This window comes from Nocardia sp. NPDC005746 (assembly GCF_040630785.1).
Taxonomy (GTDB): domain Bacteria; phylum Actinomycetota; class Actinomycetes; order Mycobacteriales; family Mycobacteriaceae; genus Nocardia.
This window is the reverse complement of record NZ_JBEXYE010000011.1, coordinates 53,975-67,366: the sequence shown is the minus strand read 5'-3', so window position 1 is coordinate 67,366 and position 13,392 is coordinate 53,975. Positions and strand designations below refer to the sequence as shown.

At 68.6% G+C, this 13,392-nt stretch carries 13 protein-coding genes; 3 read left to right on the top strand and 10 right to left on the bottom strand.

Annotated elements, in window-relative coordinates; all coding sequences use genetic code 11:
* Positions 1 to 3: 3 nt before the first annotated feature.
* The 6 genes from ABZ412_RS21475 to ABZ412_RS21450 all read right to left on the bottom strand — a co-directional run bounded on the left by ABZ412_RS21475 (position 4) and on the right by ABZ412_RS21450 (position 6,725).
* The gene (locus ABZ412_RS21475; RefSeq protein WP_357282924.1) at positions 4 to 732 is read right to left on the bottom strand and encodes an enoyl-CoA hydratase/isomerase family protein; all 729 of its coding nucleotides are present in this window, start codon (positions 730 to 732) and stop codon (positions 4 to 6) included.
* Between the two features lie 284 nt (positions 733 to 1,016).
* Positions 1,017 to 2,162, bottom strand: coding sequence for an acyl-CoA dehydrogenase family protein (locus ABZ412_RS21470; RefSeq protein ID WP_357282922.1), 1,146 nt, complete (start codon positions 2,160 to 2,162; stop codon positions 1,017 to 1,019).
* A 181-nt stretch (positions 2,163 to 2,343) separates the two neighbouring features.
* The gene (locus ABZ412_RS21465) at positions 2,344 to 3,219 is read right to left on the bottom strand and encodes a lysophospholipid acyltransferase family protein (protein WP_357282920.1); all 876 of its coding nucleotides are present in this window, start codon (positions 3,217 to 3,219) and stop codon (positions 2,344 to 2,346) included.
* A 70-nt stretch (positions 3,220 to 3,289) separates the two neighbouring features.
* On the bottom strand, positions 3,290 to 4,981 hold the full coding sequence (locus tag ABZ412_RS21460) for an AMP-binding protein (RefSeq protein ID WP_357282918.1): 1,692 nt from the start codon (positions 4,979 to 4,981) through the stop codon (positions 3,290 to 3,292).
* Positions 4,982 to 5,018: 37 nt separating this feature from the next.
* On the bottom strand, positions 5,019 to 5,570 hold the full coding sequence (locus ABZ412_RS21455) for a nuclear transport factor 2 family protein (protein ID WP_357282917.1): 552 nt from the start codon (positions 5,568 to 5,570) through the stop codon (positions 5,019 to 5,021).
* Positions 5,571 to 5,666: 96 nt separating this feature from the next.
* Entirely contained in the window at positions 5,667 to 6,725 is a 1,059-nt protein-coding gene (locus ABZ412_RS21450) for a helix-turn-helix domain-containing protein (RefSeq protein WP_357283194.1), read from the bottom strand.
* Positions 6,726 to 7,304: 579 nt separating this feature from the next.
* Here ABZ412_RS21450 and ABZ412_RS21445 point away from each other — a divergent pair.
* On the top strand, positions 7,305 to 7,562 hold the full coding sequence (locus ABZ412_RS21445; protein WP_357282916.1) for a hypothetical protein: 258 nt from the start codon (positions 7,305 to 7,307) through the stop codon (positions 7,560 to 7,562).
* Here the strand turns inward: ABZ412_RS21445 and ABZ412_RS21440 are convergent.
* Positions 7,549 to 8,175 (bottom strand): TetR/AcrR family transcriptional regulator, encoded by a 627-nt coding sequence (locus ABZ412_RS21440; RefSeq protein WP_357282915.1) that lies wholly within the window; start codon positions 8,173 to 8,175, stop codon positions 7,549 to 7,551. The two genes, ABZ412_RS21445 and ABZ412_RS21440, sit on opposite strands and share 14 nt — an antisense overlap.
* 98 nt (positions 8,176 to 8,273) lie before the next feature.
* Between ABZ412_RS21440 and ABZ412_RS21435 the strand changes: the two genes are divergently transcribed.
* On the top strand, positions 8,274 to 9,071 hold the full coding sequence (locus ABZ412_RS21435) for a thioesterase family protein (RefSeq protein WP_357282914.1): 798 nt from the start codon (positions 8,274 to 8,276) through the stop codon (positions 9,069 to 9,071).
* 6 nt (positions 9,072 to 9,077) lie between these two features.
* Here ABZ412_RS21435 and ABZ412_RS21430 read toward each other — a convergent pair whose 3' ends face one another.
* Positions 9,078 to 9,863 carry an alpha/beta hydrolase gene (locus ABZ412_RS21430; protein ID WP_357282913.1) on the bottom strand — a complete coding sequence of 262 codons (786 nt, stop codon included), beginning with the start codon at positions 9,861 to 9,863 and terminating at the stop codon, positions 9,078 to 9,080.
* A 652-nt stretch (positions 9,864 to 10,515) separates the two neighbouring features.
* Here ABZ412_RS21430 and ABZ412_RS21425 point away from each other — a divergent pair.
* On the top strand, positions 10,516 to 11,433 hold the full coding sequence (locus tag ABZ412_RS21425; protein WP_357282911.1) for a helix-turn-helix transcriptional regulator: 918 nt from the start codon (positions 10,516 to 10,518) through the stop codon (positions 11,431 to 11,433).
* Here ABZ412_RS21425 and ABZ412_RS21420 read toward each other — a convergent pair.
* The gene (locus tag ABZ412_RS21420; protein WP_357282910.1) at positions 11,381 to 12,112 is read right to left on the bottom strand and encodes a hypothetical protein; all 732 of its coding nucleotides are present in this window, start codon (positions 12,110 to 12,112) and stop codon (positions 11,381 to 11,383) included. The two genes, ABZ412_RS21425 and ABZ412_RS21420, sit on opposite strands and share 53 nt — an antisense overlap.
* A gap of 67 nt (positions 12,113 to 12,179) precedes the next feature.
* Positions 12,180 to 13,070, bottom strand: coding sequence for a DUF1254 domain-containing protein (locus ABZ412_RS21415; protein WP_357283192.1), 891 nt, complete (start codon positions 13,068 to 13,070; stop codon positions 12,180 to 12,182).
* Positions 13,071 to 13,392: the final 322 nt, after the last annotated feature.

Sequence of the window (13,392 nt, the reverse complement as noted above, 5' to 3'; positions counted from 1 at the left end):
GCGTCAGCGCCGGGTCAGGCGCTCCATGGCGTCGTCGGGCATGCCGAAGGGGAGGTCGGTTTCGGTCTGCAGGGCCTCGGCGCGGGGCAGGTCGCGGGAATTGGCGTAGAGGGACTTGTAGATTCGGTTCGAGCCCGCGGAGTTGGCGGCGATCTGAGCGGCCAGGCGGGCGACGAACTCGTCGAGGCCGACATCGGAGACGCAGTGGTTCACCAGACCGATGTCGGCGGCCTCGACACCGCTGATCCGGCGGGCGGTGAAGCTGAGTTCCTTGGCGCGGGCCATGCCGACGCGTTCGGGGAGCCGGACCGACATGCCCCAGACCGGGGCCAGGCCCCACTGGCTGTGGGTGTCACCGAACTGCGCGGTGTCACCGGCCACCAGGAAGTCGCAGGCCAGGGCGAGTTCGAGGCCGCCGGTGAAGCAGTGTCCGCGGATCTTGCCGATCACCGGGGCCGGGAACTCCTCGAGCATGGTGACGGTCTTGGCCTCGTCGTAGCGCGATTCCACGGCGTCGCCCGCGGCGAGCGACTCCAGGTCGTGCCCGGCGCAGAAGGAGCGGCCGGCGCCGGTGAGGACGATGCAGCGCACGTCCGCGCCGGACAGCGCGTCCAGGTGGGCGCGCAGCTCCTCGAAACTGCCCGCGGTCAGGGCGTTCAGCTTCTCGGGCCGATTCAGGGTGAGGGTGGCGACGCCGTCTTCGAGGGTGCGGACAACCAGCTCTGAACTCACGCGACACGCCTTTCCTCGGTCATCCGGCCCGCCGCCGGTCCCGATGGGATCATGACAGATCCGAGAGCCCCGACAGGGCAAATGGACGCTTGGTGATTCGGAAGCCGGTCTCCGGATACTGCCGGATCCGCCTCGTGACGGCCCGGTCGTCGAGGACCACCCAGTATTAGAGCAACCCATCGCGTGTCGCGGGGGCCACCCGGGTCGGCATCCGACCCGGCCTCCGCGGAAAGCGCTGACGCGGAACGCATTCCGGTCGCGTTCCACGGAAGCCGGCACCCGGGTCAGGTCAGCTTCAGGCTGCGGCCGATGATCTCCTTCATGATCTCGGTGGTGCCGCCGTAGATGGTCTGGATGCGGGCATCCATGTAGGCCTTGGCGATCGGGTACTCACGCATGTAGCCGTAGCCGCCGTGCAGCTGCAGGCAGCGGTTGATCAGGTCGAGCTGCTCCTCGGTGGACCACCACTTGGCCATGGCGGCCTCCTCGACGCTCAGTTTGCGATCGTTGAGCAGTTCGATGCAGCGGTCGACGAAGACCCGGACCGCGGTGGTCTTGGTGGCCAGCTCGGCCAGCACGAAGCGGGTGTTCTGCAGTGCGCCAATCGGTTTGCCGAAGGCCTTGCGGTCGCGCACGTACTGGCAGGTCAGCTCCAGGCAGCCCTCCATGGCGGCGGCGGCCATGACGGCGATGGACAGACGCTCCTGCGGGAGGTTCTGCATCAGGTGGATGAAGCCCTGCCCCTCGGTGCCCAGCAGGTTCTTACCCGGGACGCGGACGTCGGCGAAGGACAGCTCGGCGGTGTCCTGCGCCTTGAGGCCGATCTTCTCCAGATTGCGGCCGCGTTCGAAACCGGCCATGCCGCGCTCGACCACCAGCAGCGAGAAGCCCATGGCGCCCGCGGCCGGATCGGTCTGGGCGACCACGATCACGATGTCGGCGTTGATGCCGTTGGTGATGAAAGTCTTGGAGCCGTTGAGGATCCAGTCGTCGCCGTCCTTCACCGCGCGGGTCTTGATGCCCTGCAGGTCCGAACCCGTGCCGGGCTCGGTCATCGCGATCGCGGTGATGATCTCGCCGGAACAGAAGCCGGGCAGCCAGCGCTGCTTCTGTTCCTCGTTCGCCAGCTCCAGCAGATACGGCGCGATCACGTCATTGTGCAGGCCGAAACCCAGGCCGGAGTACATGCCCTTGGTGACCTCCTCGGTCACGATGGCGTTGTAGCGGAAGTCGGCCTCGCCCCCGCCGCCGTACTGCTCCGGCACCGCCATGCCGAGGAATCCCTGCTTGCCGGCCTCGAGCCAGACCGAGCGATCGACGACGCCGTCGTGCTCCCACTGCTCGTGGTTCGGGGCCACATGCTGATCGAGAAACTTACGGAACGACTCCCGGAACAGCTCGTGTTCGGGTTCGAAAAGGGTGCGCTCCACGCCAACCTCCTACAGTGACCACATCGGCACCATCGCCTGTGCTCAATACCGTACTCGAAAGTCGAACGGAGGTTAACTTCACGGGCCGAGAAAGTGGTCCGAACTGCGACAGTCGCCCTTGACGTCGCGGAACGGAGGTCCTGAACCCGGGTAAACCTACCGGGGGTTCGGGGAGTCGGATCTAGAGGCCGAGGCGGCCCAGGGTGCGACCCAGCAGGCTGCGCCCGCGGTCCCGGTCGCGTTCGCCGAGCAGGAAGTCGAGTTCGCCTTCGAGGGCCTTCTTCACCACGGCCTGCAGTTCGTTCGCCGCGGCGTCGGTGTCGGGGATGTCGCGCCAGGGGCTGGTGTCGATCGGCGTGCCCAGCGAGAAGTAGAAGCGCTCCGGCTTGGGCACCAGGGTGGGACCCAGCCCGCGGATCAGCGGCGGGGTCAGGGTCGAGCGCAGGCCCAGGCCCTCGACGGCCTTGCGCACCGGGAACATGGCCGGGTGATCGCCGTCGAAGACGATGTCGAACACGTCGTCGCCGCCGACCATGGCGATCGGGACGATGGGCGCGCCGGTCGCGATGGCCATCTTGGCGAAGCCGGTGCGGCCCTCCCACACCAACTGATACTTCTGGCCCTTGCCGCGCATGGCCTCGCGCCCGCCGCCCGGGAACACCGCCACCGCTTCGCCCTGCTCGAGCAGCGTGGTGCAGTTGCGGCGGTTGCCGCGCACGATTCCCCAGCGGTGCAACACATCTCGCAGCCCCGGCACGTCGATGAGGACGTTCTCGGCGAGCCCCCGCACCAGCCGATCGTGGCGCACCAGGATCTCGTGCGCGAGCAGCGGCGCGTCGGTGCCGCCCGCCAGGCTGTGATTGCCGACGAGCAGCACCGGACCCTCGAGCGGGAAGTTCTCCATCCCGTAGAAGCGCGGGCTGAACCAGGCCCGCGACGGCGCGATGATCGCGTCGATAATCCGGCGATCGGTATCGGTGAGATCGACGTGCAACGGCGCGCCGTCGGTCAGCCCCTTCGGCGTTTGTTCTTCGGACCCATGACCGTCGTGAGACAAGGCAACCCTCCCTGCAGAACCTTCGATTACGCCATGCTAACGAAAGTCTGCGCAGGTCACCGAATCAGGGTTAGAACAGGTTCCCTCGGCCGAATGAGACGAACTCGGCTTCGAGTTCCAATTTGCCGGAATCGGTCAGGCGTTCGTATTCGGGCTTCCCGCGGCCGAACCAGCGGAAGAGCAGCTCGCCGGTGTGCCAGCGCTGTTCCTGGAGTTCACGTTTGAGCACCTTGTTCGATCCCGTGACCGGGAGGCTGCTGGAGACCCGGAGCAGGCGCGGCGCGCCCTTGGAGCCGAGATCGTCCTGGGCCGTGAGGAATTCGGCGAACTCGGCGGCGTCGAAGGCGTCCGGGTCCGCGACCTCGATGGCCGCCATCACCCGGTCGCCCGAGCGCGGATCAGGCACGCCGTAGACCGCGGCGGCGATGACCGCCGGGTGCCGCCGGATGACCTGTTCGATGGACAGCGTCGAGGTGTTCTCACCGTCGACGCGCAGCCAATCGCCTTTGCGACCGCCGAAATACAGGAATCCGGCTTCGTCGATATAGCCCAGGTCACCTGTCCAATACCAACCGTTCCGCAAACGTTCGGCATCCGCGACATCGTTTTTGTAATAGCCCTCGAATACGATCGCGCCCGCCTTGTCGACCATCTCGCCGACCGATTCGTCCGGATTCAATACGCGACCGTATTCATCCAATACCGCGCGCGGACAATCCTCGAGTGTGTCCGGATTCACGACCGCCACGCCCGGATGCGCCGGACGGCCCAGCGCGGCGGCCGGAGCCTCCGGATCCAGCGCCGCCAGGGCCGGGCCCTCACTCGAGCCGTACCCCTCGAAAAGCTCAGCCCCGAAGCGGCGGCGGAACTCGGCCTGGTCGGCCACCGACGCCTCGGTGCCGAAACCACGGACCAGGGTGGTGCCGGCATCCTCGGGGGTCGCCGGGGTGGCGAGCAGGTAGCCCAGCGCCTTGCCCACGTAGGTGAAGAAGGTCGCGCCGAAATACCGCACGTCGGGAAGGAATCCGGTGGCGGAGAACTTCGGGGTCAAGCACACCGTCGCACCGTTCACCAGGGCCGGAGCCCACAACGCCATGATCGCGTTGCCGTGGAACAGCGGCATGCAGCAGTAGTCCACGTCCGCGCGGATGTGCCCGAACTTGTCGCTGGCCGCGTAGCCGAGGATGGCCAGGCGGCGCTGGGTGCACTTGACCGCCTTCGAGGTGCCGGTCGTGCCCGAGGTGAACAGCAACAGCAGCAACGCCTCGGCGCCGGCGTGCGCGACCGGCTCGGCCGCGTGCGCCGCCACCCGCTCGATATAGGCCGGGTCGTCCACCAGCAGGAACCGATCCGGTTCCAGGCCCAGGTCCAGGGCGCCGAGCCGGGCCATGCCGGCGGCGTCGGTGACGATCAGCTGGCAGTCGACATAGCGGATGTCGGCTTCCAGCTGAGCGTTGCCGCGCGTGGGATTGATGCCGACGACGGTCGCGCCCGCCAGCGCGGCCGCACCCAGCCAGAAGACGAAGTCGGGCACATTGTCCAGCAGCACACCGATGTGGAACGGCCCGTCGCGCCGCAGGTCGCGAGCCAGTTCGGCGCGCGCCGCCGACTCCCGCACCACCGCGTCCCAGGTCCAGTCCCGCTCCCGGGTGCGCAGGCCGAGCCGCTCGTCACCGAGCCGGTCGAGCAGCAGGCTCGCGATGTCCGCGCGCCGCTCGGCCGGGGCCTGCGCCGCCGGGGTTGCCACTGATAGGTCCGTCATGTCCGATTCGCCTTCCATCTGCCGAGTCTCGCCGTTGTCACATACCCGGGTACACGAGTTCGACGTATTCGCTGGGCAGTTCGTCGAACGACAGCTTGCGGATCTCCACCGGACCCGAGTGGTAGGAGTCCTCGCCGATGATCAGACCCGCCTCGTCCACCGGCCACAGCAGCAGCTGACGGAACGAGATCAGGTAGTCGGCCTCGGGGTCCTCGACCGGGAGGCCGATCTGGCCGGCGTACGCGCCGGGGTAGATCTGGCGCAGGTAGCCCTCGGTGACCACGCAGTCGTCGTCGACCAGCAGGCGGTCCAGCTCGAACTCCAGGATGTTGGACTTGCTCTCCACGAACGCCGCGTAGTAGTCGCGCACGCCGTCCCAGCCCTTCGGGCCGACATCCTGGCCGAACTGCCAGAAGTGGTAGTCCGGCTCCGCCGTCAGGGTCTTCATCAGACCGTCGAGATCCGGCACGGCCTCGGCCTTCATGTGATCGATGACGATCGAGAGCACCTGACGGTGGCGCTCGTTGGTGGTGACGGCCAGCCGCTCCTCGAGCAGCTTCCAGGTCTTGGTGGGTTCCACGATGGCCATGCTGTGAATCTCCTTCTCCCGCAACGGCGGCGGTGCCGTGCCCATCGATCGTCGGCCATCGACGTGACCCGGATCACCCGCCGCCCGTCGCCGGTATCACCGCCGGGACCCGACGCTTGTCGGGTCGACCACGGACGGACCCGCCAACTGCGCGGACGACAGCGCCATCCGGCGCACGAACAGCACCAGCGTCGCCGTGAACCGGTCCAGCGCGTCGTCGACATCCCAGCCCATCACGGCCTCCACCTGCGCGATTCGCGCGGCCACCGTGGAGTGGTGCAGATGCAGCTCGGTCGCGGTGCGCCGCAGCGTGCCGAAGACACAGAACGCTTCGAGCGTGTCGACCGCGAGCGCGCCCGCCTCGGTCGCGGCGAATTCGTTGATCCGCGTCACATCCGCGGTTCCCAGCAGGCGCTGCACCGGCAGATCCGCGAGCAGCTCCAGCGCCCCCAAGCGCTCGAACGCGATCACCCTGCGCCCGTGCCACGTCGAGGACGCGAACCGCAAGGCCCGCCGCGCCTGCTCCCACGACGCGGCCGCCGCCAGCGCGGGCAACCGCTCGCCTACCCCGATCCAGGGACCGGCCGCGCCGGCCCGGGACGCCGGGAATGCTTGCACCACAGCGGCATTCAAGGTATCCGACAGTCCACGATCCACCATGGAGGGCCGCCCGGGTCCGGACGCGGACTCCTCGCCGGCGCGCGGCGTCGCCGCGGATCCCGCCGTACGGGGGCCGGACGGCCGCGTGGAACCCTCCGAGCCGAGGGCACGACCGGCGGATCCACCCAGGGCGGCCAGATCCTGGACGAGCACGGCCGTCGTCGCCCCGATCACCGCCTGCCGCAGGATCGGCACGTGCTCGCCGATGATCCGCACGGCCGCCGCCGCCCCTGGCCCGGTCACCGCGAGCACTCGCGTGGCGCGCCCGGGATCCAGACCGAGCAGCCGCATGGCCCGCACCCGATCCTCTCGCCGCTCCTTCTCCGACAGCACCACTTCCAGCAGCGCCGGATCATCCATCCGCAGCGGATCGGCCACCTGCCGCGCCGCCACCACACGCAGACAATGCCGGAGGCGATCGAGCACGACGCCGTCCAAGGGATGCGGCCGGGCCGACGTCTCCGCGGGCCACCGCTGCGGCGGCGACGCGAGCACGCCCGTCCGGATCTCGTTGCCGTGCAGACGATTCCCCGTGCCGTCAACCGTCACACCGCGGTCGCCGGGTCGGGGAGCCGCCCCTTCGCGCGCACGATCCGCATCCTGCGCGTGGGTGGCGTCCGCGCCTGGTGTGGCCGGAAGCGAGGTCGGCGGGTGACGCTCCAGCCAGACGGCTGGGTCCGAGCCGGATGCGTGGGCGGGGGCGGCCGTGGCGGGGAGCAGGCGACCGGCGGCGTCGTAGCGGATGACGGTGCCCGAGGGCCAGCTCGCTCCGGCCGGGCATTCGGCCAGGAGTGCGGCGGCGCGAATCACGGTGTCGGCATTGGCGGCGGACTCGTCGAAGGCGTCGAAATGGGTGATCAGCCGCAGCACCGCCGCCGGGTCCGAACCGAGCTCGGACAGCCGGAGCGGATTCGCGGGCGACGGATCGGTCACGCTGCTCCCTCCACACTGATGGGCATCCGACCAGACTGACGAGCCGCCCGGTCGACCGGAAGAGGAACGGGCGAATCGTCCAACTGGGTGGGACGGATCGGAATATCACCAGACGGAAGAAACGGCCGGTATGTTCTGCGCATGAGCACCACCGATGTCACGTCGGCCCGCCTCTCGCCGACTCGCCGTTCGCTGTCCGTCCGGCGAGTCAGCCGCGGCAACGTGCTCAACTCCGTGCTGCACGGCCTGCTCGATTTCACGCTGCTGACCGGTACCGCCATCACCGCGGGGCAGACGTTCTACGCCGGAACGATGCTGCCGGTCCTGGTGTATCCGCTGCTCGCGATCATCCTGCTGATCAAGCGGTGCGCCATCGAGCCCGCGGTCAGCCTCGGATGAACAGCCGCAGGGAGGCCTCGACCACCCCGTCCCGGGCGTGGTGGTCGGGGTCGGTGTCGGGACGCAGCCAGATCGAGGCGTGATTGAGAATGCCGTGCAGGCAGTGCAGGGCCACCGCGGGATCGGGGCAATCGAATGCGCCCGAATCCATGCCGCGGTCGATCACCTCGCGGAACATCCGGTCGTGGCGGCGGCGCATGGTCTTGATGGCCTCGCTGTGCTCGGCGGGCCAGGGGGCGGGGAACGAGAACAGCTTGCCCACTTCGGGGTAGAGCACGGTCAGGATGTGCAGCTGTTCGGCGATCAGAATCCGCAGCTGCTCGGCCGGTGACCGGTCGGCCGCGGCGTCGAGCGCTTCGCGCAGGCGGGTCAGCACATCGGTGGTGAGCTTCTCCAGCGCGGCCGAGACCAGCGCGTCCTTGCTCGGAAAGTAGTGGTAGAGGGTGGCTTTGGCGATGTCGGTGCGTTCCGCGACGTCCTCGAAGCGCATGCCCTGGTAGCCGCTGCCGGACAGGATCTGCAGCGCGGTCGCGATCATCTCCGCCTTGCGGCGATCACGGCGCCGGGCCGCGCGCCCGGTGGGGGCGGCTTCCTCGTCCACGGTCGTACTCATCGCCCGATCATATCCGCCCCTAGGGTCCGTTAGATCAACCACAAAGCTGGTCTACCGACTGGCTATATCAAAACTCGACCCGTAGGTTGAGAAACGTGATGGATACGACCGCACCCGAAACCGCCTACTTCCGGCGCGTCGGCGACCGCCGCTTCGTCCCCACTCACCACGCGGGCGGGGCCTGGTCCTCCGGCGAGCAGCACTTCAGCCCGGTGGCCGGGCTGATCGTGCACGAGATCCTGCGCGCCCGCACCGATCGCCCCGACCTGGTGCTGAGCCGCATCGGCTTCGACATCCTCGGCCGGATCGCGTTCGAGGAGTTCGAGATTCGCGTCGAGACCATCCGACCGGGCCGCACCATCGAACTGGTGGAAGCCACGGTGGTCATCGGCGGCCGCGACACCATCAGCGCGCGGGCCTGGTTCCTCGGCGCGCAGGACACCGGCATCGTCGCGGGCGGCGAACCGGACCGGCTGCCCGCCCCCGACTCGCTCGCACCGTGGTCCCTCACCCCCGTCTGGCCCGGCGGCTACATCGAATCGATCGAGGCCCGGCAGGTCGGCGTCCCCGAACCCGGCCGCGCCACCGCGTGGATCACCACCGCCGTGGACCTGGTCGAGGGCGAGGACGCCGATCCGCTGGCCTCCTACATCGCGCTGGTCGACACCGCGAACGGCATCGCCGTCCGGCAGGAACCCACGAAATGGATGTTCCCGAACGTCGACATGACCATCCACCTGTACCGGCAGCCCGAAGCCCCGTGGGTCGGGATGGACACCTCGGTGGTGTTCGGCCACAGCGGCCAGGGCCTGACCACCACGGTCCTGCACGACCTCCGCGGCCCGATCGGCTACGCCCAGCAGAGCCTCACCCTGCGACCGCAGCCGACCAGCTGACCCCGGTCAGGCGATGAAATCGCTGACCAGCTTCACGAATTCGCGCGGCCGCTCGACCATCACGACGTGACCGGTATCGATTTCCTCGTACACCGCGCCCGGGATGGCGGCGGCCAGCTCCCGGGCGTTCTCCACGGGCAGGAACCCGTCCTGGGCCGCCCCGATCACCAGCGTCGGTGCTTGGACGCGAGGCAGCAGAGCCCGAATGTCCAGGCGCAGAGCCAGTTCGATCTGGCGACGGCGGTCCGGGGTGGACTGGAACCGGCTGGCGAGCTCCTCCACGGCGACATGACCGATCGACCGCAGGTGCGTTCGGCTGAACGCCAGCAGCATCGAATACCGCGCGAAGGTGTCCGCGTCACCGAGGAGATCACGCCACACGGTCAGTGAGTTGCGCAGATACTCGTCACCCGGTCCGGCGAAACCCGCGACCGGCACCAGGCTGCGGACCAGCTCCGGCCGCCACGCCGCCAACGCGGCCGACACCACCGCGCCCAGTGAATGCCCCACCAGATCGACCGGCCCCGCACCCAGGTCCGCGACAACCGCTGCCAACTGCTCGGCGAGCAGCTCGATGGTGAGCTCACCGCCATCGTCGCGAGCCGGATCACTGCCCGACAGATTCGGCAGCACAACCAGATTGGCGGTGGCGAACGCGTCCGCCACACCATCCCAGGCTCGCGCGCCCGCACCGCCGCCGTGCACCAGCACCAACGGACGCCCGGCACCCAGCACCCGATACGGCACACGCGCGTCACCCACCGCGACCTCCCGCATTTCCGCCTCACCCATATCCGGCTCCTCTCGTATCGCTCGACGGGATCGACCTTCTCGCGAACTCGGAGCGGTGAGGAGCGGAGAGCTTTCCCTAGGAGCGGCGCTCCCAGCCCCGAGGAGGGCGACCTCAGCCTCCGCGCACCCGAGCGTCGTGGGCGCCGCACTCAACGCGGCCGACGCGGACTCGTCGGCCGGCGCCCCCGGTGCGCGAGGTGCTCGCGCAGTCGCACGCCATCGGCCCGACCCGCGAAGCCGGCGGCTGGTCAGCGCCGCGGCAATGCCGAAGCGCTGCCATACGACTCACGAGAATCCGCCAGCCTGCGGCGGGAATGCGTTCCGGAGGGCCAGGGTCGAGGATCAAAAGCGCCGATGCCGCGCATGTTCGCGATCCAGCAGATTGCCGCCCGAGCAGCCGCTCGACGACGGGCCGGCCGAGGAACGGGCACACGCCGGATTCGGCGCGGATAGTTCCACGGCGAGATGACCGCGACCACGCCCTTGCCCGTGATGTGGAGGAGCTGAAGCGGCAGGACTGGCAGCGGGTGGTGCTGCGGCGCATGCTCAGCTACGGCTTCCTGTCCGGCGCCCGCCGCCGGACAGTAGTCCGATGACCGCGTGCGCTCCGGGGCGGTCGAGGATCGAGTTCGGGTCGCGCAGGATGGAGGGCATGACGATGGACCGCGACAAGCTGGCGGATTTCCTGCGCCGGTCCCGAGAGCGACTACAGCCGGGGGATGTGGGTTTGGCCGGTGGACCGCGTCGGCGCACGCCGGGCCTGCGGCGCGAGGAGCTGGCGCACCTGTCCGGCGTGTCCGCGGACTATGTGATGCGGCTCGAGCAGGCGCGCAGTTCCCAGCCGTCGGTCCAGGTGCTGGCCGCGCTCGCGCACAGCCTGCGGTTGAGCCTGGACGAGCGGGACCACCTGTATCTGCTGGCCGGTCATCGCCCGCCCGAGGGGGTGCGCGCCGGGAACACCGTGCGGCCCGCGCTGCGCTACCTGCTCGACCGGTTGAGTGACACCCCGGTCCAGCTCATCACCGACCTCGGCGATCTGCTCGCCCAGAACGCCTTGGCCGAGGCGCTGTTCGGATGCGTGTGCGCCATCGCCGAATCGGACCGCAATATCGCGTGGCGCTGGTTCACCGACCCGTCGGTTCGCGAGGCCTATCCCGCCGAGGAACACGACCGGCTGGGCCGCCTGCGCGTCGCGGACCTGCGCGCCGCCGCGACCCGCCGCTGCTACGACCGGGCCTCGACCGCTCTGATCGAGCGCCTCGAAACCGCGAGCCCCGAATTCACCGACCTCTGGCAACGCCACGAGGTCGCCGTCCGCCGCGAAAGCCATGTGCGCGTTCGCCATCCGGACATCGGCACGATCGAATTCGACTACGAACTCCTGCACACCCAGGCCGAGGACCAGCGTCTGCGCGTGTTCACCCCGCCGCCCGGCTCCCCCTCCGTCGAGGCCCTCGAAGTCCTGCGCGCCCTGGGACCCGACATGGCCCACCGCTCCCACCGTCAGGAGCCGGGCGTCACGACTTCGCCTGGATTTCCTCGCGGGAACGAACGTGATCGATCCCGATGATCATGATCTCCCGGTCCTCATCGGTCAGCACCTTCAGGAATCCGGGCGGGTTCGCCAGCACGTACCCGATCACCGTGCCGTCGCGAGTCTCGATGCGCTCCAACGGCGCCCACGGCACCCGCACGATCGCCGCCGCCGCCAGCATCGCAAGAATCGCGACCGCCCCGCTGCGATGCATCACGCCCAATGCGAAGCGCCGCCCCTCCGGATCCCGATGCGCTGTGGTCTGCAACGCGATCACGAGCACGCCCACCACGCCGACGATGATCAGCATCCACCACAGCCGGATGGTGATCAGCAGCACCGCCCCGAACAACACCACGACGATCAGCATCGCCAGATTCCCGGCGTTCTGGAACGACGGCATCCCCAGCCGCCATTGGTGAACCAGCGACACCGGCACCAGCACCGCCAGCACCACCGCGGTCACCCTCGGATCGGCCATCAGGGTGGCGAGCACCATGCGCGGGGCGTCGTCGAGGCCGATGGTGTCGGCCACCGACGCCGCCCGCACCCAGTCGTAATCGGACACCGCGAACAACCGCAGCACCACGAACAACACCGCGGCCCCGGTCAACGACAGCCCCGTCGACCAGGCGGCGCCGGGCTCGTCCGAGCCCGTGTCGCCCGCCGAATCCTGACGATCCGCCGGGCCGGTCACCTCGCCACCGGAACCCATGCAGCGCAGAATAGTCGCAGGTCACAGCCTCCAGCCGGTGGCGCGCCGCCAGTCGGGAAGCGGCGGACTACCCGATGCGCTGGGCCTGGGGGAAGGACCAGGTGCCGTCGAGGACGTTCTGGTGCGGACGGTAGAGGCGGACCATGTAGTTCCAGTTCGGCGTGGTGGGCAGGCAATTGGGGATCTGCCCGTCGCAGCCGCCGAACTGGATGTCGTAGGAACCGTCGGCGCTCTTCTTTGCCGTGACGTTGTTGACCGAGTACGCGTTGAGCGGGTTGGGCTGGTAATAGCCTTCGGCGTTGTAGACGCTGACCGACCAGAAGCCGTCCACGGGAACGTCTTTCACACGCAGGGTGTAGTCGACGTTGCCGCTGTTGTCGGGCGGGGTGATGTTGAGGTAGAGGGCGTCCTTCTCCGGGTTACCGCCCCAGGCGGAGGCGGAGGTGATCAGGTGACGGACCTCGTCGACCTGTCCGCGGGGACCGAAGGAGTTCTTGGTGTCGGGCAGGGTGGTCGCCAGCGTGAGCAGGGCGTCGCGAACCTTGTCCTGACTGGGCTTGTCCCACTGCGGGATCTCGAAGGCGCCCTTGCTCTTCTGTTCGATGGCGATGGCGTCCTGCAGCTTGTGGACGGCGTCGACATCGGCGGGGTTGTTCGGGTCGACGAAGGTGCGGACCGCGGCGATCATGTACCGGGTGCCGATCTTGTCGCGGTCATAGGTGTACGTGCCGGCCTTGTAGACGACCTCCGGGGTGTACTCGTCCTCGTCGATGATCTGCATGGACATGAAGCGATCGCCGGCGTCGGGGAGGGTGATCGAGACCGGGCCGGCGTCGAGATCGATGACCGCCGACGAGTAGAGGGTGTCGCGGTTGGCCCGGATCACGGTCTGGCGATCGATCGGCATGGGCTCGCGGATGTGGTGGAAATTGCCGATTCCGCCATCCTGCACCGACATCGCGAACTCACGGTCGGTCTCGGCTCGGGCGAAGTTCTCGACGGTGACGATCGCCGGTTGGTTCGGCGGATAGTCCACGGCCTTGGCCTTGGTTCCGGACGCGGCGCTGGTATTGGTGGTGGTCGAGCTCGAGGAATCGTTGCCGCAGGCGGCCGCGGTGGCGCATACCAGTAGCGCGCCGATAACCACGGCACCGGATCGCATCGCCTTCATGTACCCACTCCTTCACTGGAGACGTTGCAAGAGCCTTGATATTGGGCGCGTGGCAATCCGCTACAACCGATTGACCAGCGCTAGTTTCACACCATGCCATCAGATAGCG